At 67.9% G+C, this 24,826-nt stretch carries 25 protein-coding genes; 11 read left to right on the plus strand and 14 right to left on the minus strand.

Annotation, left to right across the window (positions count from 1 at the left end; translation table 11 throughout):
- Window positions 1-4: 4 nt before the first annotated feature.
- Window positions 5-2,191, minus strand: coding sequence for a heavy metal translocating P-type ATPase (locus tag AO398_RS08925; protein WP_058191700.1), 2,187 nt, complete (start codon window positions 2,189-2,191; stop codon window positions 5-7).
- A gap of 65 nt (window positions 2,192-2,256) precedes the next feature.
- On the opposite strand from AO398_RS08925, the gene AO398_RS08930 reads away from it, so the two are divergent.
- On the plus strand, window positions 2,257-2,676 hold the full coding sequence (locus tag AO398_RS08930; protein ID WP_058191701.1) for a helix-turn-helix domain-containing protein: 420 nt from the start codon (window positions 2,257-2,259) through the stop codon (window positions 2,674-2,676).
- On the opposite strand, the gene AO398_RS28235 is transcribed toward AO398_RS08930, so the two are convergent.
- Complete coding sequence (locus AO398_RS28235; protein ID WP_152997471.1) at window positions 2,659-2,868, minus strand: hypothetical protein; 210 nt, start codon at window positions 2,866-2,868, stop codon at window positions 2,659-2,661. The genes AO398_RS08930 and AO398_RS28235 overlap by 18 nt on opposite strands.
- Before the next feature lie 78 nt (window positions 2,869-2,946).
- On the opposite strand from AO398_RS28235, the gene AO398_RS08935 reads away from it, so the two are divergent.
- Both AO398_RS08935 and AO398_RS27380 read left to right on the plus strand, forming a co-directional pair.
- A complete protein-coding gene (locus AO398_RS08935; RefSeq protein WP_058191702.1) occupies window positions 2,947-3,162 on the plus strand; it encodes a heavy-metal-associated domain-containing protein in 216 nt (71 codons plus the stop codon).
- Between the two features lie 96 nt (window positions 3,163-3,258).
- Window positions 3,259-3,396 carry a copper-binding protein gene (locus AO398_RS27380; RefSeq protein ID WP_082643200.1) on the plus strand — a complete coding sequence of 46 codons (138 nt, stop codon included), beginning with the start codon at window positions 3,259-3,261 and terminating at the stop codon, window positions 3,394-3,396.
- Window positions 3,397-3,591: 195 nt separating this feature from the next.
- Here AO398_RS27380 and AO398_RS08940 read toward each other — a convergent pair whose 3' ends face one another.
- Both AO398_RS08940 and AO398_RS08945 read right to left on the minus strand, forming a co-directional pair.
- Window positions 3,592-6,837 carry a CusA/CzcA family heavy metal efflux RND transporter gene (locus tag AO398_RS08940; RefSeq protein WP_058191703.1) on the minus strand — a complete coding sequence of 1,082 codons (3,246 nt, stop codon included), beginning with the start codon at window positions 6,835-6,837 and terminating at the stop codon, window positions 3,592-3,594.
- 3 nt (window positions 6,838-6,840) lie between these two features.
- The gene (locus tag AO398_RS08945; RefSeq protein ID WP_243987305.1) at window positions 6,841-7,929 is read right to left on the minus strand and encodes an efflux RND transporter periplasmic adaptor subunit; all 1,089 of its coding nucleotides are present in this window, start codon (window positions 7,927-7,929) and stop codon (window positions 6,841-6,843) included.
- A gap of 408 nt (window positions 7,930-8,337) precedes the next feature.
- Between AO398_RS08945 and AO398_RS28790 the strand changes: the two genes are divergently transcribed.
- From AO398_RS28790 to AO398_RS08960, 3 genes are all read left to right on the plus strand, one after another.
- A complete protein-coding gene (locus tag AO398_RS28790) occupies window positions 8,338-8,511 on the plus strand; it encodes a hypothetical protein (protein ID WP_160329319.1) in 174 nt (57 codons plus the stop codon).
- A gap of 108 nt (window positions 8,512-8,619) precedes the next feature.
- Window positions 8,620-8,886, plus strand: coding sequence for a metal-sensing transcriptional repressor (locus AO398_RS08955; protein WP_058191706.1), 267 nt, complete (start codon window positions 8,620-8,622; stop codon window positions 8,884-8,886).
- A gap of 11 nt (window positions 8,887-8,897) precedes the next feature.
- Complete coding sequence (locus AO398_RS08960; RefSeq protein ID WP_058191707.1) at window positions 8,898-10,229, plus strand: MFS transporter; 1,332 nt, start codon at window positions 8,898-8,900, stop codon at window positions 10,227-10,229.
- A gap of 299 nt (window positions 10,230-10,528) precedes the next feature.
- Here the strand turns inward: AO398_RS08960 and dmeF are convergent, their stop codons facing one another.
- Together dmeF and AO398_RS08970 are read right to left on the minus strand one after the other, a co-directional pair.
- Complete coding sequence (dmeF, locus tag AO398_RS08965; RefSeq protein WP_058191821.1) at window positions 10,529-11,806, minus strand: CDF family Co(II)/Ni(II) efflux transporter DmeF; 1,278 nt, start codon at window positions 11,804-11,806, stop codon at window positions 10,529-10,531.
- Between the two features lie 17 nt (window positions 11,807-11,823).
- On the minus strand, window positions 11,824-12,102 hold the full coding sequence (locus AO398_RS08970; protein ID WP_058191708.1) for a metal/formaldehyde-sensitive transcriptional repressor: 279 nt from the start codon (window positions 12,100-12,102) through the stop codon (window positions 11,824-11,826).
- 92 nt (window positions 12,103-12,194) lie between these two features.
- Here AO398_RS08970 and AO398_RS27385 point away from each other — a divergent pair, with 92 nt between their 5' ends.
- Window positions 12,195-12,392, plus strand: a complete 198-nt coding sequence (locus AO398_RS27385) for a DUF1289 domain-containing protein (protein ID WP_082643201.1) — start codon at window positions 12,195-12,197, stop codon at window positions 12,390-12,392.
- A gap of 167 nt (window positions 12,393-12,559) precedes the next feature.
- On the opposite strand, the gene AO398_RS08975 is transcribed toward AO398_RS27385, so the two are convergent.
- Genes AO398_RS08975 through AO398_RS08995 form a run of 5 tightly spaced genes read right to left on the minus strand, consistent with a single transcriptional unit; the run spans window position 12,560 to window position 16,367 of the window.
- Window positions 12,560-13,723: an MFS transporter gene (locus AO398_RS08975; RefSeq protein ID WP_058191709.1), complete on the minus strand. Its 1,164-nt coding sequence runs from the start codon at window positions 13,721-13,723 to the stop codon at window positions 12,560-12,562.
- Window positions 13,724-13,730: 7 nt separating this feature from the next.
- Window positions 13,731-15,026, minus strand: coding sequence for an arsenic transporter (locus AO398_RS08980; protein WP_058191710.1), 1,296 nt, complete (start codon window positions 15,024-15,026; stop codon window positions 13,731-13,733).
- Window positions 15,027-15,062: 36 nt separating this feature from the next.
- On the minus strand, window positions 15,063-15,488 hold the full coding sequence (arsC, locus tag AO398_RS08985; RefSeq protein WP_058191711.1) for an arsenate reductase (glutaredoxin): 426 nt from the start codon (window positions 15,486-15,488) through the stop codon (window positions 15,063-15,065).
- Entirely contained in the window at window positions 15,488-16,015 is a 528-nt protein-coding gene (locus AO398_RS08990; RefSeq protein ID WP_058191712.1) for an arsenate reductase ArsC, read from the minus strand. The genes arsC and AO398_RS08990 overlap by 1 nt, the downstream gene beginning before the upstream one ends.
- Window positions 16,008-16,367: a metalloregulator ArsR/SmtB family transcription factor gene (locus AO398_RS08995; protein WP_058191822.1), complete on the minus strand. Its 360-nt coding sequence runs from the start codon at window positions 16,365-16,367 to the stop codon at window positions 16,008-16,010. Before AO398_RS08995 ends, AO398_RS08990 begins: the two co-directional genes overlap by 8 nt.
- A 50-nt stretch (window positions 16,368-16,417) precedes the next feature.
- Between AO398_RS08995 and arsH the strand changes: the two genes are divergently transcribed.
- On the plus strand, window positions 16,418-17,164 hold the full coding sequence (gene arsH, locus AO398_RS09000) for an arsenical resistance protein ArsH (protein ID WP_058191713.1): 747 nt from the start codon (window positions 16,418-16,420) through the stop codon (window positions 17,162-17,164).
- Between the two features lie 488 nt (window positions 17,165-17,652).
- Here arsH and AO398_RS09005 read toward each other — a convergent pair whose 3' ends face one another.
- From AO398_RS09005 to AO398_RS09015, 3 genes are all read right to left on the minus strand, one after another.
- Entirely contained in the window at window positions 17,653-18,081 is a 429-nt protein-coding gene (locus tag AO398_RS09005) for a helix-turn-helix transcriptional regulator (RefSeq protein WP_058191714.1), read from the minus strand.
- A gap of 218 nt (window positions 18,082-18,299) precedes the next feature.
- Window positions 18,300-18,632, minus strand: a complete 333-nt coding sequence (locus AO398_RS09010; RefSeq protein WP_058191715.1) for a hypothetical protein — start codon at window positions 18,630-18,632, stop codon at window positions 18,300-18,302.
- A 15-nt stretch (window positions 18,633-18,647) separates the two neighbouring features.
- Entirely contained in the window at window positions 18,648-19,463 is an 816-nt protein-coding gene (locus AO398_RS09015) for a hypothetical protein (protein WP_058191716.1), read from the minus strand.
- A gap of 671 nt (window positions 19,464-20,134) precedes the next feature.
- Between AO398_RS09015 and AO398_RS09020 the strand changes: the two genes are divergently transcribed.
- Genes AO398_RS09020 through AO398_RS09030 form a run of 3 tightly spaced genes read left to right on the plus strand, consistent with a single transcriptional unit; the run spans window position 20,135 to window position 24,768 of the window.
- Window positions 20,135-20,797, plus strand: a complete 663-nt coding sequence (locus tag AO398_RS09020; RefSeq protein WP_058191717.1) for a hypothetical protein — start codon at window positions 20,135-20,137, stop codon at window positions 20,795-20,797.
- Window positions 20,794-21,399 carry a hypothetical protein gene (locus AO398_RS09025; RefSeq protein WP_058191718.1) on the plus strand — a complete coding sequence of 202 codons (606 nt, stop codon included), beginning with the start codon at window positions 20,794-20,796 and terminating at the stop codon, window positions 21,397-21,399. Before AO398_RS09020 ends, AO398_RS09025 begins: the two co-directional genes overlap by 4 nt.
- Window positions 21,400-21,402: 3 nt before the next feature.
- Window positions 21,403-24,768, plus strand: a complete 3,366-nt coding sequence (locus AO398_RS09030) for a UvrD-helicase domain-containing protein (protein WP_058191719.1) — start codon at window positions 21,403-21,405, stop codon at window positions 24,766-24,768.
- Window positions 24,769-24,826 lie beyond the last annotated feature (58 nt).

Genomic DNA, 24,826 nt, shown 5'->3' on the forward strand with positions numbered 1-24,826 from the left:
TCGTTCAGATCCTGGTCCGGAGTAGCCGCAGCGCGTTGGCCGTGACGAGCACGGTCGCGCCGGTGTCTGCGAGGATGGCGGGCCAGAGCCCGGTGATGCCGAGGACGGTCGTGCATAGCAGCACCGCCTTCAGGCCTAGCGCGATCGCCACGTTGGTCCGGATGTTCGCCATCGTCCGCCGCGACAGGACGATCATCCGGCCGACGTCAGCCACCCGTCCGTGCAGGACGGCGGCGTCGGCCGTCTCCAGCGCGACGTCCGCGGCGCCGCCCATGGCGATCCCGACATTGGCAGCGGCCAGGGCGGGCGCATCGTTGATGCCGTCCCCGACCTTCGCCACGACCTTGCCGCTCGCCTGCATCTCGCGGACGATGCCCAGCTTGTCCTGGGGAAGGAGTTCGGCCCGGGGCGTCATACCGAGCGTTTTCGCGATGGCACCGGCGGTCCTGCGGTTGTCCCCCGTCAGCATGACCACGTCGACGCCGAGCGCGCGGAGAGCGGCGATGCCCTCCACGGCGTCGGGCCTCGGCTCGTCCCGCATCGCCACGAGCCCCGCCACGGCGGTGCCAGCGATGAGGACGGAAACCGTCTTGCCCTCGTCGGTCAGGGTCGTGACGCGCGAGGCCTGCTCAAGGGTGAGGTCGACGCGTCCGGCGGCCGCCTGGGCCGATCCGAGGAAGATTTCTATCCCGCCGACCGTCCCGAGAATTCCCGTTCCGGCGAGGGCCTCGGCTGGGCCTGCCGGCGGGACCGGGGCTCCGACCTCCTTTGCCTTGGCCAGGATCGCGCGGGCGAGCGGATGGTTCGAGCCGCTTTCCAGGGCGGCCGCGAGGGACAGCACCTCGCGTTCGGAGCGCTCGAAGGTGACCACGTCCGTGACCCGGGGCTGCCCCAGGGTCAGGGTACCGGTCTTGTCGAAGGCCACCATCGTGACCGTGCCGAGGGTTTCGAGGACGGCGCCGCCCTTGATCAGGAGGCCGCGGCGGGCGCCCGCCGACAGACCCGCCGCGATGGCCGCCGGCGTCGAGATGACCAGGGCGCACGGGCATCCGATGAGGAGGACCGCCAGGCCCTTGTAGATCCATTCGTGCCATGGGCCGCCGTGGAGGAGCGGCGGCACCGTCGCGATCAGCACCGCGACCGCGACGACGGCCGGCGTGTAGTACCGGGAGAAGCGGTCGATGAACCGCTCGGTCGGGGCCTTGGCGTCCTGGGTTTCCTCGACGAGGCGGACGACCCGGGCGATGGTGTTGTCGCGCGCCGCCGCTGTGACCCGCACGCGCAGGACGGACCCGCCGTTGATGGTCCCCGCGAAGACCGGATCGTCCACGGACTTCCGCTTCGGCACGCTCTCGCCGGTCACGGGCGCCTCGTCGACCTCGCCGATCCCCTCCGACACCGTTCCGTCCGCGGGGATGCGGTCGCCCGGGCGCACCATCACCGTCGATCCGATCATCAGCGTCTCCGCCGGGACCTCTTCGACGCGTCCGTCACGCTCGACGAGGGCGGTTCGCGGCACGAGATCGGTCAGGCCGCGGATCGAGGCACGTGCGCGGCTCGCCGCGACGCCTTCGAGGAGTTCGCCGACGAGGAACAGGAACACCACGCTCGCCGCCTCCTCGACGGCGCCGATGAAGACCGCGCCAACGGCCGCGATGGTCATGAGCATCTCGATGGAGAACGGCGTCCCGAGGCGGGCTGCCACGAGGGCCCGCCAGGCGATCGCCATGATGCCGACCGCCATGGCCGCCAGGAAGGCGTAGGGGGCCATTGCGGGATAGGCCTGGCCGGCAAGGTACGCCGCCGCGAGCGATCCGCCGCACGCCAGGGTGAGGCATCCCCGCGGGCCACGCCACCACGCTGGATCGTCCCCCTTGGATGCGGGTACGTTCGGTTGTTCACCCGTCCCGGAAGCGCCATCGACCGCAGGGTCGGCGACGCCGAAGCCGAGTGAGGTCACGGTGGCGGCCAGCGTCGCCCGCGTGACGCCGGCGCGGTGCCGGATCGTCACCGTGCCGGCGGGGACCGAGACGGCGACGTCCACGATCCCGTCCAGGCCGCGGACGGCGTTCTCGATCTTCGCTGCGCACGAGCCGCAATCCATTCCCGAGACGACCAGCCGGAGCGGCGGGATCGCGGATCGGATGGCGTCGTCTGGTGGGCCGGGGATCGCGACGTCTGGTCTGGCCATCGACGGTCTTCCTTCTGGGTCGACGACGGCTTAATTCCTCCAGCGGCTGGAGGAGCAAGCGATAAATGGAAATTTCCATCGGCGAGCTATCGAAACGCACGGGCGTCCTCGCGACGACGGTGCGCTACTACGAGGATGTCGGCCTGATGCCGGCCCCGCCACGCACCGCCGGGGGGCGTCGAAGCTACGGGCAGGCCCATGTGGCGCGGCTGGCCTTCATCCGCCACGCCCGGCAGCTCGGTTTCGAGGTCGATGCCATCCGCGAGTTGCTCGCGCTTAACGCCCGGCCGGAGCTTCCCTGCGCGGAGGTCGACGTCATCGCCCGGCGGCATCTCGCCGAGGTCGACGGGCGCATCGAACGCCTCACCGCTTTAAGGGCCGAACTCTCGCGCATGGTCGGCGAATGTGGGCACGGACGCGTCGGCGAGTGCCGGGTCATCGAAGTCCTGTCCGACCACGGCGAATGCCTAGGCGACCGTCATTGAGGACCGGTTAGGCACGTCAAGCCGAGCCGAAATGACCGAGTTGCCCGTCGCCACCTCGCCCGGGTCGCCTGGCTCACTACCCTGAGCGGCGAGCTTTCGTGCATGATCGGCGAATGCGGGAATGGAGCGGTCGGAGAATGCCGGGTCATTGGCGCACTCTCCGGCCATCGACGGCGCGGTATCGGTCGGCATCAGCAATCCGAGGGCCCTTGACCTTACCACCATGGGAAGCACCATCTCGGTATGACGTCACCAAACAGGATAGTCGTCATGTTCGAGATCAAGGTTACCAGGATGAACTGCGGCGGCTGCGCCAAGTCGGTGACCCGCGCGATCCACGCCGTGGATGCCGGCGCCACCGTCGCGGTCGACCTCGCCGTCGGCACGGTCGCGATCGCCAGCACCGCCGGTGCCCCGGTCGGACGCTTTGTCGATGCCGTCCGAGCCGCCGGCTACGGGGCCGATACCTTGCCCCTCGCGGCCTAATCGACAGGCATCGGAAACCAACGTCCGGGTCGATAGGACGCGGTGTAGCTGAGGGCGCCCTACGACTCGACCACTGGCTGCAAGTTCAACCTTGACATGGAGGAAATGACGACGGGCTATGCCGTCGCGGACCCCACGCTGCTCAAGAACCTGAAACCGGGAGACTTCGTCGAATTCGATGCCGATCGGGCGAAAGGCCACTACGCCGTCACGACGATACGAAAGGTGCGATGAGGACGGTTTCTTGAGACCCGTCAGACACTGGGGTGGGCCTCGGCGCAAGTCACGTGACTCCACCTCGCCGATAGCGAGCGAAGGTGCTGCGCACGTTCAAGCGTATCGCCTCATAATTCTCGAAGCGAATCGAGCATTCCCGAAAAACTCGGTCCTGTCGTGAGATTGGCGGGCATCGGAAGGGGTGATGCGCATTTACTCGGCCGCCTTGGCGGATCGTCGGTACATGCGTTCGGCCGGTTGCAGGATCAATGGCGCCTTCCCGAACCGCGTGTAGAGCGCCGGCAGGAGGGCGAGGGTGAGCAGGGTCGCGCTGATCAAGCCGCCGATGACCACGGTCGCCAGCGGCTTCTGGACCTCCGCCCCCGTGCCCGTCGCCAGCGCCATCGGCACGAAGCCGAGCGCCGCGACGAGTGCGGTCATCACCACCGGTCGGAGCCGGGTCATCGCCCCCTCGCGAACGGCGGTCGGGACGTCGGCCCCATCGGCGACCAGTTGCTTGACATGGTTGAGGAGCACGAGGCCATTGAGGACCGCCACCCCGGATAGGGCGATGAACCCGACCGCCGCCGAAACCGAAAACGGCATACCCCGCAGCGACAGGGCCGCGACGCCGCCGGTGAGCGCCAACGGCACCGCGCTGAACACGATGGCCGCGTCGCGCGCCGAGCCGAGCGCCCCGAGCAGCAGGATGAAGATCAGGGCGAAGCAGGCCGGCACCACGACCATCAGGCGCTGGCGCGCCGCCGTCAGGTTCTCGAACTGGCCGCCCCAGCGCACCTCGTAGCCCGCCGGCAGCGTCACCTCCTTAGCGATGCGTGCCTGCGCCTCCGCCACGAGAGAGCCGATGTCGCGTCCGCGCACGTTGGCGGTCACCACCACCCGACGGCGTCCGTCCTCGCGGCTGACCTGGTTGGGCCCTTCGGTGAAACTGAACGAGGTGACCTGGCGGAGCGGCACGCTCGCGCCCTCCGCCATCCCGGTCTTGGCCGGCAGCGGCAGCGGCAGGTTCTTCAGTGCCTCGACGTCGCCGCGGATCGCGTCGGAGAGGCGCACTACGATCTTGAAGCGACGGTCGCCCTCGAACACCAAGCCGGCGTCCTTGCCGCCGATGGCCGTGCCGATGACGTCCTGCACGTCGGCGAGGCTCAGGCCCCGCCGGGCGATCTCGCGCCGGTCGATCCTGATGTCCAGGAACGGCAGGCCGACCGCCTCCTCGACCTTCACGTCCGCCGCGCCGTCGAGCCCGCGCAGGATGCCGGCGATCCGGTTGGCGCCCTCGACCATCGGCCCGAACTCCTCCCCGAACACCTTCACCGCAAGGTCGTCGCGGACGCCCGCGACGAGCTCGTTGAAGCGCATCTGGATCGGCTGGGAGAACCCGAGCAGGGCGCCGGGGATCAGCTTCGCCTCCGCCTCAAGCTGGCCGATCATGGCCTCCTTGGTCAGGTCCGGATCGGGCCACGCCGCCTGGGGCTTCATGATGAGGTAGGCGTCACAGGCGTTGGGCGGCATCGGGTCGGCGGCGATGTCCGGGGTGCCGCACCGCGAGAACACGAAGGCGACCTGCGGAAACTTGCTCATCGCCTCCTCGACGCCGAGCTGCATCGATTGCGACTGCGAGATCGAGGTCGACGGGATGCGCCGGGCCTCCATGACGATGTTCTTCTCGTCGAGCGTCGGGGCGAACTCCTGCCCGAGGGTCGTGAACAAGGCGGCCGCGAGTCCGAGAACGACCACCGCCCCCGCGACGAAGGCTATGGGCGCCCGGATCGCACCGTCGAGGAGTGGGCGGTAGGCCGCCTTGATCCCCCGGATGAAGGCGTTTTCGGACTCGCTCACGCGGCCGGTGACGAAGGTCGCGATCATCGCCGGCACGAAGGTCAGCGAGAGAATGAATGCCGCCACGAGGGCGATCAGGACTGTCAGCGCCATCGGCGTGAAGGTCTTGCCCTCGACCCCGGTGAAGGTGAGGAGCGGCACGTAGACGAGGATGATGATCGCCTGCCCGTAGACGGTCGGCTTGATCATCTCCTCGGCCGAGACCCGTACCGTCGTGAGCCTCTCGTCCCGCGTGAGCTTGCGACCGAGCTCGTGCTGGCGCTCGGCGAGGTGGCGCAGGCTGTTCTCGGCGATGATGACCGCGCCGTCGACGATCAGGCCGAAGTCTAGCGCGCCCAGGCTCATAAGGTTGGCGCTGATGCGGCCTGCCAACATACCGGTGGCGGTCAGCATCATCGCCACCGGGATGACCAGCGCCGTGATGATGGCGGCGCGGATGTTGCCGAGCGCCAGGAACAGTACGACGATGACGAGGAGCGCCCCCTCGGCGAGGTTCCTGGCCACCGTCTTGATCGTGGCGTCGACGAGCTCGGTCCGGCTCAGGAGGGTTCGCGCCACGATGCCCGGAGGCAGCAGCTTGTTGATCTCGGTTATCTTGGCATCCGCCGCGGCCGACACCGTGCGGCTGTTGCCGCCTATGAGCATCAGGGCGGTACCGAGCACCACCTCGTGCCCGTTCTCGCTGGCCGAGCCGGTCCGGAGCTCGCGCCCGATGGTGACGTTCGCGACGTCGCGAACCGGGATCGGCACCCCGGCGCGGGTCGCGACCACGATCTCGGCGATCTCGCCCATGTTCTCGATCAGGCCGCCGGCCCGGACGATGTAGCCCTCGCCGTTGCGCTCGACGTAGTTGGCCCCACGAGTGGCGTTGTTGGCCTCGATGGCATCGGCCACGTCCTTGAACGACAGGCCGTAGCCCACGAGCCGCATCGGGTCGGGCTGGACCTGGTACTCCTTGACGTAGCCGCCGATGGCGTCGGCGCCGGCGACCCCGGGCACGCTCTTCATCTGCGGCCGGATGATCCAGTCCTGCACCGTGCGGAGGTAGACCGTGCGACGGAACTCGTCGGTCAGGCGCTCGCCCTCGGGGGTCAGGTAGCTGCCGTCCGTCTGCCAGCCGGGCTTGCCGTCCCGGACGGGCGCCCCTTCGCCCGGCGGGAGGTACTCGACCGCCCACCAGTAGATCTCCCCGAGGCCGGTGGAGATCGGCCCGAGCTTGATCTCGACCCCGGGCGGCAGCGTCCCGCGGACCTCGACGAGGCGCTCGTTGACCTGGGCGCGGGCGAAGTAGACGTCGACCTTGTCGCTGAACACCGCGGTGAGCTGGGCGAAGCCGTTGCGCGAGAACGAGCGCATGGTCTCCAGGCCGGGGGTCCCGGCGAGCGCCCGCTCGATCAGCACCGTGACCTGCTTCTCGATCTCGACCGGCGTCAGCGACGTGGCGACGGCGTTGATCTGGACCTGGTTGTTGGTGACGTCGGGCACGGCGTCGATGGGTAGCCGGGACAGCGACCACGCACCGAGGGCGGTGGCGATGAGGGTCACCAGGATGACCGCGTAGCGATTGGTGACGGAGAAGGCGAGGATCGGGCGGATCATGGCTCAGTCCTCCGCCGCGGCCTTGCCGAGCTCGGCCTTCAGGATGAAGCTGTTGCCGATGACGATGACGTCGCCGGGCTCCAGCCCCGTGGTGATCTCGACGTGCCCGTCGTCGGAGCGCCCGACTCCGATGGGTCTCGCCTCGAAGCCGCCCTCGACCTTCACGAACACGGTCGGCTTGCCCGCGATGGTCTGGATCGCCTCGGAGGGGACGAGGGTGCGCACCGGCTTGTCCGAGACCGCGATCTCCGCCGATACGAAGGACCCGGGCCGCCACCGCTCCTCGGGGTTGGGCAACTCGGCCACGACCCGGGCGGCGCGGGTGTTCTGGTCGAGGACCGGGCCGATGAAGACGATCCTGCCCTCGGCGCGCTCGCCGGTCGCCTGGGTCCACACGGTGACCGTCTGGCCCTCGCGCGCCAGCGGCAGGTCGCCCGGAGAGACCGCGAGGTCGACCCAGACCTGGGCAAGGTTGACCACACTGTAGAGCTCGGTCTCCAGGTTGTCGCGTCCTACCGCGGCGCCGAGGTCGACCCTGCGTTCGACGATCTTTCCGGCGATGGGGGACCGGATCTCCTGTCGCTCGAACTGCGCCGCCGGCAGGGTCGGCAGGGCCTCGATCTCGGCGGGGCTCAACCCAAGAAAAGTGAGCTTGCGCCGGGCCGAATCGACCTTGACCTTGAGCTCCTCGTAGCTCGCCTGAGAACGAAGGTACTGCTGCTCGGACGAGATGCGCTTGTCCCACAGCGACTGGTCGCGCTCGTACAGGGTCTTCTGCAGGCCGGCGGACAGGCGGGCGGCGAGGTACTCGCTCTTGGTGTCGGCGATCTCGCGGCTGTCGAGCAGGGCGACGACCTCGCCCTTGGCGACCCGGTCGCCGAGGCCCTTGCGCAGCTCAGCCACCGTCCCCTGGGTCTTCACCGCGATGCGGGCGGTGTTGTTGGCGCTCGGGACGATGGTGCCCGGCACGTGGAGGTGGCGGGCGAGCCGACCGCCCTGGACGGCGTCGGTGCGGATGCCGGCCTTGGCGATCTGGTCCTGGGTCAATCGGACGAGGCCCGGCTCCTCGGGCTTCGGTACCGCCGCCGGCATCGATGCAGGGCTGCCGGTGGCAGCGGGAGTGGTTGGGAGAAGCCCGCTTTGCGCAAGGCGTGACCGGAGCGCGTCCGGTGCGCCCGGCCAGACGGTCGCGATCAGGAAGCCGCCGCCGACAGCCCCCAGGACAAGGAGGGTACGTCTGAACATGTCGATGCCATGAGCCAACGCCGCCGGGTGCCGCCGAATGGCAGGCCCGGGGAGCGCAGGTGCGTTGGAGGAAAGGGCCCGACGGTGCCGGGCGGCCCAGCCTCAGCCCCTAGGTGGCTCGAACGGCGCCCTGCCTTCGCCGCTCCTTCGGGCGAGGTGGTGGACGGGCTGGAACCGGACGTCGGTGCCTCTCGCGGACATCGGCATGCCGGATGGGTGGGCAGTCGCCAGGGTCTGCGCGTGGGAATGCGCGTGATGGGCAAGGTCACCCGGACCGGACCCGTCGGGACCATGATCGCCGTCGTGGTCGTCGCCGTGATCGATCCCGTGGAAGGCGTGGACATGGGCGGCCGCGCTATCGCCGCGCGCTTCCGCGACCAACGGCATGACCGAGGTCGCCATCAGCACGATTGCGACGAGCACCGATAGGAACCGCCCGATCCGACCCACCCTCGACGCCACGCCTCCGCCCGATGCAGCCGTACTGGGCCGCAAATCCGTCTTCCCACATCCCACCCGGGGGGATAGGATGTCAACATGCAGCACGCGTCGCACCCCGACATCGTCAAGCGCCTCAAGCGCGCCCACGGCCATCTCGCCGGCGTCATCGCCATGATCGAGGAGGGGCGACCTTGCGTGGACCTCGCCCAGCAGCTCCACGCGGTCGAGAGCGCGATCACAAACGCGAAGCGCGTGCTGATCGAGGACCACATGGAGCATTGCCTGGCGGACGGCGTCGAACACGGGGGCAAGTCCGCCAAGGACGCCCTATCCGAGTTCAAGGCCATGGCGAAGTACCTCTAGGACCCACCGTCATGCTCGCCGTCCTTGCGAACCGGACCTACCGGCATCTCTTCGCCGCCCAGGTCATCGCCCTAATCGGCACAGGCTTGCTCACGGTCGCTCTGGGGCTGCTGGCCTACCGGCTGGCCGGGGACCGGGCCGGAGCGGTTCTCGGCACCGCCCTCGCGATCAAGATGGTCGCCTACGTCGTGGTCGCTCCCGTGGCCGGCGCGTTCACCGGGCAACTTCCCCGCCGTGCCTTCCTGGTGGCTACGGACCTCGTCCGGGCCGCCATCGCGTTGATGCTGCCCTTCGTCGATCAGGTCTGGCAGATCTACGTCCTTATCTTCGTGCTTCAGTCGGCCTCGGCGGCGTTTACCCCGACCTTCCAGGCCACCATCCCGGACATCCTGCCTGACGAGCGCGACTACACCCGGGCGCTGTCGCTCTCGCGCCTCGCCTACGACCTGGAGAACCTGCTCAGCCCGACCCTGGCGGCCCTGCTGCTCACGGTCATCAGCTACAACTGGTTGTTCGGCGGCACCGTCGTGGGCTTCCTGTGCTCGGCGGCGCTGGTCGTCTCGGTGACGTTGCCGGCGGCGACGCGGAGGGAGCGCACCGGTGGGATCTACGACCGCACCACGCGAGGCCTGCGGATCTACCTGGCGACCCCGCGCCTTCGGGGCCTGCTCGCCCTCAACCTCGCGGTCGCCACTGCAGGGGCGATGGTCATCGTCAACACCGTGGTGATCGTCCAGGCCCTGCTCGGACGCCCCCAGAACGACGTCGCCATCGCGCTCGGGCTCTTCGGGGGCGGCTCGATGATCGCGGCCCTGGTGCTGCCGCGGGTGCTCGACCGCTTGTCAGACCGTGGCGTCATGCTGCCGTCCGCGGCCTTCCTTGGCGTCGTCCTCGTCGGGGTCGCGGTGCTGACCTGGGGCGGGTCCATCGACTGGCCGGTGCTGCTCGGGACGTGGCTGGCCCTTGGGATCGGCTACTCAGCCGCCCAGACGCCTACGGGACGCCTGCTGCGTCGCTCGGCGAGCCCCGAGGACCGGCCGGCGGTGTTCGCCGCCCAGTTCGCGCTCTCGCACGCGTCGTGGCTCGTGACCTACCCGCTGGCGGGATGGCTCGGCGCCACCGTCGGGATGCCGACGACCCTGGCGGTCCTCGGCGCGCTGACCGTCGCGGGGGTCGTGGCGGCCGCCTTGCTCTGGCCCGCGTCAGACCCGGATGTCGTCGAACATGCCCACGGGGATCTCGACCCGTCCCATCCCCACGTCCAGGGGATCGGACACGGTCGGCACGAGCATGCCTTCGTCATCGACGACCTGCACCGGCAATGGCCTGCCAGGGCGGGTTGAGACCGGGCTATAATCGGGTGGGGCTTTACCCCGTTCGGCACGGTCGTCCCCTTTGATAGAGGCGCTCCGAGCCTCGCGACGAAGCGTGATTTCGCGAGTCGCCGATTCCGACGACCGCAATTTTTCTCAAGGCGGCACTTGGCCACTCATCGGAGGCGGTCTCGTTGCCGGGCACCGAGGCTGCGAACGGACCGAGAGGGACCGTCTCGGCGGTTGGACCGAATGTCGCCCCTGCCGGGGCAGCACGGGGGCCTCCGAGAAGTCCGAGACGTGTCAGCGAGACGGAAGGCGCAATGCCTCTATCGGCGCGGCACCATACGGATCTCGACCGTGAGGTGGGACAGGTTTCCGAACGGCGCGAGAAGGTGACGATAGAAGTCCGGCCCGCGCGCCTGTGCCGTGGCAACCGAGACGATGGCACCGAGGTGACCGGGGCCCAACCGCCACACGTGCAGGTCGGCGACGCGGTCGCCCTGTTCCTCGATGACGCTCCGCACCTTCCGGACGAGACCCTGATCGGGCTGCATGTCGAGAAGGACCCCACCCGTGTCCCGTACCAAGGTGTAGGCCCAACTCGCGATCACGACCGATCCGATGATGGCGGCCAAGGGATCCATCCAGGTCCAACCCAGGAAGCGGGCGAGCAAAAGGCCGCCGATCACCAGCACCGAGACGGCGGCGTCGGCCACCACGTGCACCACGGCCGCTCGCATGTTGTTGTCCCGGTGCATGGCGCCGTGATGCCCATGCGCATGCTCCTCGAAGGTCACGGACCCGGCCCGTTCCGATCCCGGGAAGCACAGGGTCGCCTCGAAGGCGTGGGGCTCTGGGATCATCTCGATGCTCTCGACGACGTCGCCCTTGCGGGTCATCGCGAAAGTCTGCCGCGTTCCGTCCGGGCGTACCGTCTCGATTGTCATGGCCTCGACCGGGGCGAGGGACTCCGCACCCTGCGCTGTCAATCGGAAGCGTGGCGGCACGCCGTCCTCGTGGATCTCCAGGCCGAACGTCTCCGTCGGTGTCACGATGGTCCGCGCCGCGTCGTCATGGTCTTCGTGACCATGCTCGTGGCCGTGATGATGTCCGTGGCCGTGGTCGTGGTCGCTTCCCAGGAGCCAGACGCTGGCGAGGTTCACGCCGAGGCCGAGCACCGCGATGGCGATGGTCTCGTTGTAGTCGATGGCCACGGGCTCGATGAGCCGGAGCACCGCCTCGTAAGCGATCAGCAGGGCGATCATCGCGAGCACGATGGCGCTGGTGAACCCGGCGAGGTCTCCGAACTTACCCGTCCCGAAGGTGAAGCGGTCATCGTCGGCATGCCGGCGTGCATAGCGATAGGCCATTGCGGCGAGCAGGAGGGCCCCCGCATGCGTCGACATATGCAGGCCGTCGGCGACGAGGGCGATGGAGCCGAACAGCATGCCGCCGACGATCTCGGCGGCCATCATGACACCGCAGAGCGCGATGACGGCCCAGGTCCGGCGCTCGTTGCGGTCATGACCTTCGCCGAGAAAGATATGTGAGTGACCGTGGGCCTCGGCCGGGGCGGAGGGAGCGTGCCCCGGGCTTGCGTGCATCATGTCCATGCGGGATCTCACTTCAGGTAGGTGCGGATGACCTCGATCAGCTCGGACGCACCCCTGGCACGGTTCGGATCGGGTTCGTGTGCGGGATCGACGACGTGATGGCGGATGTGCTCCTCCATCAGTTCGGAGGTCAGTCCGTTGATGGCCCCGCGCATCGAGGCGACCAGCATAAGGACGTCGGAGCAGCCGATCTCCGCCTCCAGGGCGCGCTCGACGGCCTCCGCCTGTCCCTTGATCCGGCGCACGCGCGCCAAGAGCTTGGTCTTGTCCTTGACGGTGTGGGCCATGACATCGGCTTCCTCGTTCCTCTAGTAACATAGGGGGCTACCCTATACATGTCGAGTGGCCGTTGGACGCACGTTTTCGGAAGGGCGCTCTCATGAGGAAGGACGATCCGTGCACGGGGGTCTGCCGCGTCGACGGCAGGACCGGGTGGTGCTTGGGATGCGGCCGCACCGTTCCGGAAATCCGTGCCTGGCGGAAGCTGACCCCCTTCAGGCGAACGGCGCTTGTCCGCGAGTTGCCTCGCCGCGTTTCACAGGTCGGCGAAGGCACGCTCGTGGATGGGGAAAGCTGAACCTGGCGGTCCTCGCGACCTCGCGCCTCGATGGCATTCAGGCATGACCGATTTCTTCAAGCCGAGGAGCTTGCCCGGCGTGACGTAACAGGCCACACGGTCGTATCCATCCCGTCAGCGCACGGGGACTCCTACGTCGGTCGCCTATGGCCCTCGACGCGCGGCATCTATCCGTTGCGAAGGAGCGTGACCGCCAATCCGAGATTTGCCAGGGCGAGTATCAGCAGCAGGCCGTAGGCCACGTCCGGACCGCCATAAGCCAGCGCTAGGGCTCCGAGCGCAGGCGCCAGCGCCTGGGCGATCAGCCCGCGCAGGGCGAGGCGCCCGATCAGCACAGGGTAGCGAACCGGCCCGAAGAGGGCGAGCGGGACCGCACCACGGGCGATGGAGTAGATGCCGTTGCCGGCCCCATACAGGACCAGCGCGACGCCGACCGCGGGAAGGCCGGCAGCCAGGATGCCGAGGCCTAGGGACACCAGCGCCATGGCGGCGGCCAGCGTCCAGAGCGGATGGTGGCGGCCCTTGCCCGCCATCTCGACGAGACGGGCACCGACCTGTGCCGGTCCGATCAGCGCGCCGTACGTGACGGCGGAGGCCAGGGCCACGCCCCTCGCCTGGAGCAACGCGATCAGGTGCACGGAGACCATCGCCATCACGGTGCCCCCGAACACGAGGACGGCCGCCATCAGCAGGTAGGCCCGTCGCTCGCGGGCGGTGAGCGTGCCTCCGTCACGGCGCTCCCGAACGCTTCCGACGACCTTGGCCGGCATTGGCGGGATCATGAGGAGCGCCAGCGGCAGGGTCACCGTGATGTGCAGGCCGGCATAGGCGAGGCAGGTCCCACGCCATCCGATCCGCTCGACGAGGAAGGCCGAGAGCGGCCAGCAGACCGTGCTGGCGAACCCACCCCATAGGGTCAGCGTCGTGATGGCGGGGCGCGCGTCGGACCCGTAGAGGCGGCCGAGCGTCGCGAAGGCCGGATCGTAGAGGCCGCAGCCCATGCCGAGCCCGATCACGATCCAACCCGCGAGGTAGACCGGCAGGTTCGGTGCGCCGCCGAGGATGGCGAGCCCCACGGCGAGAAGCACTGCCGCCAGCGCAAGGACCGGTCGGCCCCCGTGCCGGTGGATGGCGAGCCCGACCCGTGGCGATGCGAAGGCCGCCGCCAGAAGGCCGACCGACAGGCCGCCGACCACCCAGGCCAACGGCCAACCCGTCCCGTCGGCGATGGGGCCGGCGAGCACCGCCGGCAGGTAGAACGAGGAGCCCCAGGTCAGGATCTGGATGACGCCAAGGGCCGAGATCACCGGCCAGCGGCGCGCCGGACCCATCGGATCGCTACCGGGCCCCGAGCACCGGCAGCCAGAGCGCCAGCGCAGCTAGGGTCACGAGGAGGACCGGCGGGGTGATGACCAGGCCGACCCGCATGTACTGGCCCCAGGTGATGCGTTGGCCCTTGGTGTCGAGGACGTGGAGCCAGAGCAGAGTAGCGAGGCTGCCGATGGGCGTGAATTTCGGGCCGAGATCGCAGCCGATGACGTTGGCGTACACCATCAGCTCGCGCATCAGCGGCGACAGGTCCGGGGCCTGTTGGATGGAGAGCGCGCCCACCAGCACGCTCGGCATGTTGTTCATCACCGAGGACAGGATCGCGGCGGCGAACCCGGTACCGATGGTGGCGACGAACGGTCCGTGGCCCGAGAGCCAGACGAGGCCCTGCGCCAGGTAATCGGTCAGGCCGGCGTTCTTGAGGCCGTAGACGACGAGGTACATGCCGAGGCTGAACAGCACGATCTGCCACGGGGCTCCCGCCAGCACCTTGCGGATGGGGATCACCCGGCTCCGGTTCGCGAGACCGAGCAGGATCAGGGCACCGGCGAAGGTGACGACCGAGACCGGCACGCCGAACGGCGCCGTCACGAAGTAGGCGACCAGCAGCAGTCCGAGGAGCGGGAACGCCGCCCGGAACACGAGCGGGTCGCGGATCGCGTTTCGAGGCGCCTCCAACTCTCCGACAGGGTACGTTGCCGGCAGGTCGCGCCGGTAGAACAGCCACAGCACCACAAGGGTCGCCGCGAGCGAGACGAGGTTCACCGGCACCATCACCGCGGCGTAGCGGCTGAACGAGATGTCGAAGAAGTTCGCCGAGACGATGTTGACGAGGTTGGAGATCACCAGCGGCAGGCTGGTCGAATCCGCGACGAACCCGCAGGCGACGATGAAGGCCAGTGCCGCCGCCGGCTTGAATTCGAGGCGCAGCAGGATGGCCAGCACGATGGGCGTGAGCAGCAGCGCGGCGCCGTCATTGGCGAACACCGCGGCGATGGCGGCCCCGAGCAGGATCACCAGCGGGAACAGCAGGCGCCCCCGACCCCCGCCCCAGCGGGCGATGTGGAGCGCGGCCCAATGGAAGAAGCCCGCCTCGTCGAGCAGCAGCGAGATGATGATGAGCGCCACGAAGGTGAAGGTGGCGTCCCAGACGATGTGCCAGACCACCGGGACGTCACCGGGGCTGATGACCCCGGTGGCCAGCGCCACGGCGGCCCCGATCAGGGCGCTCCATCCGATCCCGAAGCCCTTCGGCTGCCAGATGACGAAGACGAGGGTGACCGCGAAGATGGCGAGCGCGAGCATCGGGACCGTTTCTTGTTCTTGGGGGCTTGGGACGGTTCAGGCGGTGGCGACGCGGCGCCCGTGCTCGTCGACGACGCGCTCGCCGTCCTCCTTGACGAACTCGCCCTGCTGGGCCGGCAGGAGGTCGAGGACCGCCTCGGAGGGGCGGCACAGGGAGACGCCCTTCGGGCTCACCACCAACGGGCGGTTCAGCAGGATCGGGTGCGTCTCGATCGCATCGAGAAGCCGGTCGTCCGTCAGGGCCGTGTCGGCGAGGCCGAGCTCGGCGTAGGGCGTACCCTTCTCGCGGAGGAGGCCGCGCACGGTGAGGCCGGCACGTTCCGCGAGTTGGCGGACCAGGGTCCGGCTCGGTGGCGTCTTGAGATACTCGATCACGTGGGGCTCGATGCCGGCGTTGCGGATCAGGGCCAGGGTGTTGCGGGACGTGCCGCAATCCGGGTTGTGGTAGATCACGACGTCCATCACGCGACCTCCGGACGGGGCGAGGTGTTGCCGGCCTGCTGGCCGATCTCGCGGACCCGGGCGGTCAGGGCGACCGCGTCGAGGCTCGCCATCGGCAGGGCGAGGAAGGCCGAGATCCGGTTCTTGAGGTAGCGCTGGGCGGTGACGAAGGCGGTCTTCCGCTCGATCTCGCTGCCCTCGACCGCGGCGGGATCCTCGATGCCCCAGTGGGCGGTCACCGGCTGGCCGGGCCAGAACGGGCAGGCCTCGCCGGCGGCGTTGTCACAGACGGTGAAGACGAAATCCATGACCGGTGCGTCCGGGCCGGCGAACGCGTCCCATGACTTCGAGCGAAGGCCCTTGGTGGGGTACTCGGACTCGCGCAGGACTTGGACGGCCATCGGGTTGACGTCGAGCTTGGGCTGGCTTCCGGCGGAGAATGCCCGGAAGCGGCCTTGGCCTTCCTTGGCCAGCATCGCCTCGGCGAGGATCGAGCGGGCCGAGTTGCCGGTGCACAGGAACAGGACATTGTAGACGCGGTCAGGCATGGGCGGTGTCTCCGGTGGGGGTGCAACAGGCGGCGAGCGCCGCGACGGCGGGGGCGCAGACCTCGGGACGCCCCTGGCAGCAATCGCGCATCAGGAACTGGATCAGGTCCGACAGGTCCGGGTAGGCGGCGCTGTAGATGATCGACCGGCCCTCGCGACGGGAGGCGACGAGGCCGGCGTGGCTCAGTTCCTTCAGGTGGAACGACAGATTGGTGCCGGACACGCCGACCGCCTCGGCCAGCATGCCGGCGGCCATGCCGTCCGGTCCGACGGTGACGAGCTGGCGCACGATGCGGAGCCTGTGTTCCTGCCCAAGGGCCGCGAAGGCAGCGACGGCTTGCCGTTCGTCCATCATAATGTCAATATCTCAACCATCGTTGAAACGTAGAGGATAGAAGCTCCTTGGACAAGCCCAAACAGCCCTTCGCCGACGGAATGCCGAACCTGAGCGAAGGGCACTTCGTCGTTCCGACCACCGCAGACTTGCAGGTGGCCACGCTGTTCACCCATGCCCCGCGCTTCCTGATCCTGTACGGATCGCTCCGGGAGCGCTCGTTCAGCCGGTTTCTCGCCTACGAGGCCGCGCGCCTGCTAGAGGCGATGGGCGGCGAGGTCCGGATCTACGACGCGCACGGCCTGCCGCTGCCCGACGACACCACCGCGGATCACCCCAAGGTGCAGGAGCTGCGAAACCTCTCGATCTGGTCGGAGGGGCACGTCTGGGTCAGTCCCGAGCGTCACGGCGCCATGACCGGGGTGATGAAGAGCCAAGTCGACTGGCTCCCGCTGTCCGAGGGGTCGGTACGACCGACGCAGGGACGGACCCTGGCGGTGATGCAGGTCTCGGGCGGGTCGCAATCGTTCAACGCCGTGAACGGCCTGCGCATCCTCGGGCGCTGGATGCGGATGATCACCATCCCGAACCAGTCGTCGGTGCCGATGGCTTACAAAGAGTTCGACGAGGCTGGCCGGATGAAGCCGGGACCGCTGTACGACCGCGTCGTCGATGTCTGCGAGGAGCTGTGCAGGTTCACGCTGCTGACCCGCGAGCGATCCGTCTACCTCGTCGACCGGTATTCCGAGCGCAAGGAGCGCGTGTCCGACCGGCTGGACGCCGTGGCGGCCGATATTGGGTTCGCGAAGGCCTGAAATTCCCTCTGCACCGGCTTATTCGCGATGGTGTCGGGAAAATTGGCAATGTACACGGCGAAGCTCACGGCATTCGATACGACTGTGACCATCCGTGGGTCCGCGATGCCCGTGTTCAGGATAGCCCCGTTCTGCTTCGCCGCCCCCCCCATGGAATTGGAATTCGTTGTCCTTCATGGTCGGACCGAACCGCGTCGATGACGGCGCTGCTGCGGTGTGCGGTCGTCAAGGCCGTCGACAAGTGCTCTCCACCGAAACTTACAACACGATGGCGCCTCGTCCTTCACGTTGCCCCGTATTGCAATGAGAGGGGGCATACCTGCTGCGGCCGAGGATGCGTTCACTGGTGCGTAGCCAGACAGGGCGCTACCGGGATTGCCAACGACCGTCGAAGGGCGAACCGTTGAGCCACGACCCGACGATGCAAAGTCGAGGAGGGGTTCGTGAGCGAGCGTCAGGATCCGCAGCCCGATAAATCTGCGAAGATTTTATTCGTTTTCATTCATCAGGTTCACGGCGGCGAACAGCAGTTTACGGAACACCTCCGAGTGATTGGAGGCCTCCTGGACAAGGACCAACAGATCGGGCGGCTTGGACCCGGCATCTCCAAGAGCGTCGTCGACGAAACGCCTGATGGCAGCCCTCAAGGCGGGTCGGGGGTTCTGTCCGGCGGAAAGCAGCTTGGAAACCGTTGATTGGCTGGTTCCCAGAACGCGCGCCAGCCCGGTCTGGGACAGGCCGCGATCCCGACGCGCACATTCGAGGGTCGTCGCGACGAAGTCCGGATGGACGCCGGAAGGCATGGCACGACACACCTTCCGGATTCCCAACAGGCCCGTGCCGCGTTCCAGCGAAATCTGTTCCAGCTCGGCGCGGACGCCGCCCATATCCTGGCGAACCTGGAAGGGGTTCGCCATTCAATGCCTTGGCAACATCGCCTTCGCATCGGGCTTGGCGCGGCGTTGTAGACCCGCGCCGAGGCTCCGTTCACGAGCCCGGGATCGGCCACTGCCCCGGTACGGTCGGGAGAGATGTACCGGGGCAGGCGGCGCGGTCGCGTCGTCATCCTTGGCACGGCCGGCGCCATCCGTCCGTTGGGCGCCCTCAACCTTCCGCCCGCATCGCGGGACGGCACTCAGAACCAGAAGGCCTCGTCCTCCTCGTGGGAGATGGCGCGCGCCACGGAACCTACCTGCCCCAGGATGAACTCGCCCAGTTCGTCGTGGTCGAACTCGACATCGAGCAATGTCGAGTCTGAATGGTTTTCCCGATCGGGTCCCGAGACATCGAACCCCTGGACATCCGCGTCCGTGTAGGGCCGGACGCCCCCCCTCGTCCGGTCGCGGTCCGTCCGGGAGCTTGCACGGGAGGCGCGTTCGTTCTTCCGCCGCCAGGCGGGACGGCGTGCTGCGCCGCCGGTCGATCCGGGCGAGGCCTGCTCGAAGTCGGTCTTGGTACGGGCGTTCATGGGAACCTCCTTGGCTTAGGCGATGGCGGAGCGAGGGCAGTCGGCGGCGTGACGAACCGTCGCCGGCGCCGGTCGGACCGCTCGGTTCCCAACCGACTGGGTCGGGTTCAGCGAGCCCCGTCGACCGGGCCGACGGTCCGCAACGGCCAGGCGGCGGCAGCTTTCCTTCGGTACCGATCGCCGCCCGGGTCCGCGGTCGAGGTCGTCGGCGAGGTCGAGCAGATCTTCCCGAAGCGCGATGTCCGCGTCGGTCAGCGTCGTGGACGCGCCGTCCGCCGCGAGCAGGTTCGCGACCTCGGCGGGATCGAGGCTCGGCGCGTAGGGGTCGTCCGCCGCGATGCGCAACGCGGCCGCAAGGCCGACGGGGCGCCGATGAAGGCCGCCGCATCTGCAGCCGCGCCGGATCTCGGCTGCCTCGTACGGCCGCAGCATCGTCATCCGCACCGGAAGCGTATGGGGTGGATCGTGCCGCGAACGACCGGACGCGGAGAGCAGCCAAGGCGGTGCCAAGGTTGCGGTCCGAGACGTGCATCCCGCCGTCATCGCCCGGAGGGCGCCATCGCGGGCGACCAGGCTGGGGCCGAACGCGATCACCGCGAGGTCGATGCGGCTCCGGATGCTGAGGTTACTCAGCTGTGCCAGGGGCAACGCAACCATCAGGTGCCGTCCCGACGCCGTGGCCGCATCGAGGTAATCCGGGATCGCCTCGGCGAGGGCGTTGCTGCCGGCCAGGACACCCGGCGCTCCTGGATCATGACCACTCAACCCCCCACTCGCGAGGAGAGCCGCCTGGCTGGCCGACATGTCGTCGGCAAAAAACCCGATGTTCATGACGAAGGTCCCGTTTGTCGATCCGTGCTTCTGCGACACGGTGGGATTATACCCCACAGGGGTATATTGGCCAAGCGACTTCTCTAGTGACTAGAGGTTCGTCGTGGGAAGTGGTAAACCATTCCCTGGGCTTGGTCCGATGGGACGGACCGTCGTGATGCTATCGACAAACCGTGGCGGAAGGCTCGAACCTTATCCAATGGATCCTTCGTGCGGCTTGATCAGATGTCCTAGTTACAAACGATAGTGAAAAGCGGTGTCGTACTCTGAAAATTGCATCCCGTTCGGTATTGGCGAACTTCGCGCCGCGCTCTCGCACGGATGAAGTCGAGCCGCTGCCGAACGAGATCGGTCAATGATCTTTGCAACGAACCGACCTTATTGCGGTGACGATCCTCCCGGCAACCGCTTCGATCGAAATCTACCGCTGTGCTCGTATAAGATCGAGGGCACCTCAGGTGCGCGGAATGCTTCCCGTCCCTTGGAGCTCGCACGAAATCATGCCAACTTAAAGTTGGTGCGAAACCACGATAGGGACCCGCATCGGCCTCGACGAGTGTACCCCGTGACGAGCGAGCGAGCTTCTCCCGCACCGATTTATATCGTCCCCATTACCGGATCGACGCCTGCTCATACGCTGAAGAAGCAGACGCCCTACGAGGAAATGCCAATTGCAGGACCAGGAACACGGCTCGGAGGGCGTGGACAGGGAGGATTGGCTCGATCGCATCAATCGGAACGACCTCCGTTCGGCGAAGCCTCAGGCCATCGCGGCGGCCTGTCGCCGTCTGAATCCCGAGCGGGACGTTTTGCTGCGCGGGAGGTTGCTCGACCATCTCGCCAAGCTCGCGACCGATCACTTGGCGATGCGGGTCGACCGGCGACTGCCGAACGAGGGGCGGGATGCCATCGGGGAAGTCGTCGGGAACATGGTCGCTTCGATCATCGACCCGGATGCGGCCGACGGCCGTGGTTTCGAACACTCGTTCATCAACAAACTGGAACATCGGCTGATCGATCATGTGCGCAGATGGCGACGGGAGACGGTGGTCATCGAGCCACAATTATCGGACGAGGTAACGGGGCATGCGCTCGAAAGGCCGGATGGATACGGTCTGAGCCCGGAGGACGAGGCGATGGCGCAAGACATCGTCGCGGGTCTGCCCGACAATTACAGAAAGGCGTTCCTGCTCAGGAGGGCGGGCTTCGCCTACGACGCGGCAAGCCGAAGCGAAAGCATTGCGGCCATGCTGGGCGTGACCCCGAAAACGGCGAAGGCATGGGTCGAGAAAGCCCACGCCCTGATCCATCAACAACTGGGCATCAGACGATGACCGTGACCGACCATGAGCTCGACGAAATGCTCTTCCGCTTCCATTGCGAGGCGACGGAACAGGCGGTGACGCCCACGCTCGTCGCCAGGTGGACCGCTGCGTATCCGCATTATGCCGAGGATATCCGAGAGCATGCCGTGGAGCTCCTCGACATGAGCTTCCGGGCTTCGGCGAACGGGGCGGCTATCTCGGCCGGCCGATCTCCGGCACGGATCGAGCCGGTCACGGTGCCGACCCCCGGGATGACGTCCGAGACGGCACCGTCGACGCTGCGTGAGGCGCTCCGGACCGTGGGCCTGACGTTGCGCGATTTCGCCGACGGCATCGACATCGCCCGCTCGATCGTCACGGATGTCAACGACGGAGAGATCGTCAAGGAGACCATTCCGCGTCGCTTCCTGCGAATCGGAGCCGCTCGCGCGGGAACCGCCACGGATTGGTTCAAGGCGGTCGTCATGACGACGAACGACAAGGGAGAGCTTCCGGCCTTCAAGTCGACGGGCGATCCCCTGCCGGGCCGACAACGCACGTGGGAGGAAGCCATCAGGGATACGGACATGGATGAGGACCGGATCGCGTTCTGGCTCTCGGACGAGGGCTGAACCGTGGATCCCTGGCGTGATATCCGCCTGAAGGCGCGCCGACGCCATGCCGAGGCTTGCGAGGTCGCGACGGCCCGGACAGCCGAAGCCCTCGTCAAGGCGGCGCTGAAGATCGCCAAGCTGCAGGTCAGTCGGTTCGCACCCGGGACCCGATATGCCGTCGGCGTGCTCGGTGCGTTGGACCGCAGCGGCGGCTTCGTCCGGCTGGCGTCGAACCTCGACGCCCACCAAAGGGTGATCGTGTCCGCCCACGAGATCGGGCATTTCTGGCTGCACGACGAGACGGCCTTCATGGTGCGGTCGACCGTCTCGGGTTTCGGCGGCCGCCCTGTCGAGACCGGCGCCGACCGGGTCGTGGCCTACTCGCCCCGGCAACGGATGGAGGTGCAGGCCGACATCTTCGCCCAGGAGTTCTTGCTGCCCTCCGAGCTTCTCCACGAGATGATGGTCGCCCAGCGGAAGCGCCCCGAGGACATCGCCGCGGAGTTGGGGCTTCCCGTCGACTTCGTAAGGATGCAGGCGATCCGGGCGCTGCTGCTGCCACCCTTGGCGCCGCCGCCGGAGGGATCGCCCGGCCCGAGGGCGACGCTTCCACCGGATCCGCAACAGCTTGAGGCGGCGCGCTGGGACGAACGGCCCCTCATCCTCGACGCCGGGCCCGGCACCGGAAAGACGCGGACGCTGATCGCCCGGATCGAGTTCCTGCTCGCCACGGACGTACCGCCGTCGGCCATCCTCGCGCTCACCTTTTCGAACAAGGCGGCGGCCGAGATGATCGAGCGCATCGAGATGCTGGATCCGGTCGCCGCCCCGATCATCTGGGTGGGCACCTTCCATGCCTTCGGCCTCGAACTCCTGCACCTCTATCATCGCGAGGCCGGGCTGCCGCAGGCGTTCGAGGTTCTCGACGAGATCGGCGCCCTCGCCATGCTTGAGCGGCTGTTGCCGACGCTCGGGCTCCGTCACTTCCAGAATCTTTGGGATCCGACCCTGGAGCTGCGGCCGATCCTGCGCGCGATCTCGCGCGCGAAGGACGAGATGGTGACGGCCGAGGCATACGGGCTAGCGGCGGCCGCTTCCCTCGACGCCGCTTCCACGCCGGAGGAACGCGAACGCGCCGAGAAGGCGATGGAGGTCGCGCGGGTCTATCGGGCCTACCAGGCCGAGCTTGAGCGCAGCCACGCCGTGGACTTCGGGGACCTGGTCTGGACGGCCGCCCGGTTGCTGGCCGAGAACCCGAAGGTCCGCGAAGCGGTGCGCGAGAAGCACCGCTTCGTCCTGGTCGACGAGTACCAGGACGTGAACAACGCCAGCACCGCGCTCCTCGAACAGATCAGCGATGGCGGGCTCCGGGTCTGGGTCGTCGCCGATCCGAGGCAATCCATCTACCGCTTCCGCGGCGCCGCGCCGGCGAACGCAGCTGAGTTCACGGAGCGCTACCCCGACGCGGAACGTCGTCAGCTCAAGACCAACTATCGGTCATGCGAGACGGTGGTGCGCGTCTTCGAGACCTACGGGGCCGGCATCGCGGCGGCCCCCCTGCCGGCTGTCAGCTGGAAGGCCCATCGGGGCAAAGTCGGGTTCGTCGACCATGTCACGGCTCCCGACCTCTACTCCGAGGCCCATGCCGTGAGGGACCAGATCGAGCGCCTGCGCGAGCAGGGCATCCCCTATGACGAGCAGGCGATCCTGAGCCGCACCCATCTCTGCCTCGCGCGGTTCTCGCGCATCCTGCAGGAACTAGGCGTGCCCGTCCTCTATCTGGGCGATGTGTTCGAGCGACCCGAGATCCGGGACCTGCTCGCCCTTGTCTCCCTCGGCGCGGACCCCGCCGGTGCGGGCCTGATCCGGGTCGCCCGATTCCCCGAATACGGGGCGACCCGCGACGACGCGCTCCTGGTCATCGCGGCGGCGCATGCGGCCGAGGAGGATGTCATCACGACCTGCGGCCGTGCCGCGGACCTGCCGGGTCTCTCGGAGCGCGGCCGACGGGGCCTCGGCCTTCTCGCCGAACACCTGGCGGGCACGGCGTGGAAGACGACCGCCTGGAAGCTCCTGTCCAGCTATCTCTTCGACGCCAGCGACTATCTGAGGCCCCTGCTGGAAGCGAACGACGTCCGTTCGCGGCAATCCCTCATCGCGATCTATCAGCTCCTGAAGTTCTGCCGGGAGCACCATGACGCGAACGACGGGCGCGGCGGCCGCAGGGTCTTGTTGAACGAGATCCGCCGCCTCGAACGCCTGGACGACGACAGGCAGTTCAGGGTCGTGCCCCCCGAAGCCGACGGGATATCGGCGGTGCGCGTGATGACCATCCACGGGTCCAAGGGACTGGAGTTCCGGGCCGTGCACCTGCCGCAGGTCGCCACCCGATACGTCCCGGGGCAACGACGACCGACGACGTGCCCCGCCCCGGCGTCGCTCGAACGCCTCCAGACGCCGCCGGAGGATCATGCGGCGGAGGAGGAATGCCTGTTCTTCGTCGCGCTGTCCCGCGCGCGCGACGTCATGACCGTGAGCAACGCGAAGCGCTACACGGAGAAGCAGACCTGTAATCCGTCGCGCTACCTCGGGACGATCGGTGGCGTCCTGCCGCCGGCGCGGCTCGCCCCCGCCCGTTCGCCGTCGGTGGGTGTTGCGACCCTGGCACCGCCGGAACCCAGGGCGGAATACGAGTTCCGGCATCTCGAAACCTACATGAAATGCCCGGCCAGGTATCGTTACGAGCATGTCGACGGGCTGGGCCACCTGGCTGAGAGGAGCGGGTATCTCCGCTTCCATGGATGCGTTCGCCAGACCGTCGCCTGGATCTGCGAGGGCGTCGCGAAGGGTGACGTCGTCACCCCCGAGGCCGCGGTCGCGCATCTGACGGAGATCTGGCCGAAGCGGGGCCCGACCGATCATCCGTTCGAGGCGATCTATCGCACGGAGGCGACGCGGATGGTCGAACGGTCCGCAACGGCCATCGACGCCCGGGAGGTGACCCTCGACAACGCTTGGACGGTCACGTTGGCCGGAAGACGGATCGCGCTTCGACCGGACAGGGTGCTGCAGACGCCGTCGGGTACCATCGTCGCCCAACGCTTCAAGACAGGTAGGAAAACGAAGGCCGAAGCGGAGAAGCCCGTGTGGGAACTCCTGCAGGCAGCCGGCCGCCAGGGTTTCTCGGGCCGGGATGTCCGCCTTGAGGCGTTCTATCCCGCCGCAGGCGAGCGTGAGGTCATCGCCCCGAAAGGGGACGGGAAGGGGTTGGACAGGTTCGTCCGCGCCCTGGAGGGTATCGAGGCGGGCGAGTTCAAGCCGATCCCGGCCAGGGAATGCCCCGATTGCCAGTTCTACTTCATCTGCACCTCGCAGGATTTTCTCTGACGCGATTACCGGATCGGGTGGTGGAGCTTCGCTGAGAAGGCAGAAGGGCAGGCCCGTT

Source organism: Methylobacterium sp. GXS13, from assembly GCF_001455965.1.
Classification (GTDB): domain Bacteria; phylum Pseudomonadota; class Alphaproteobacteria; order Rhizobiales; family Beijerinckiaceae; genus Methylobacterium.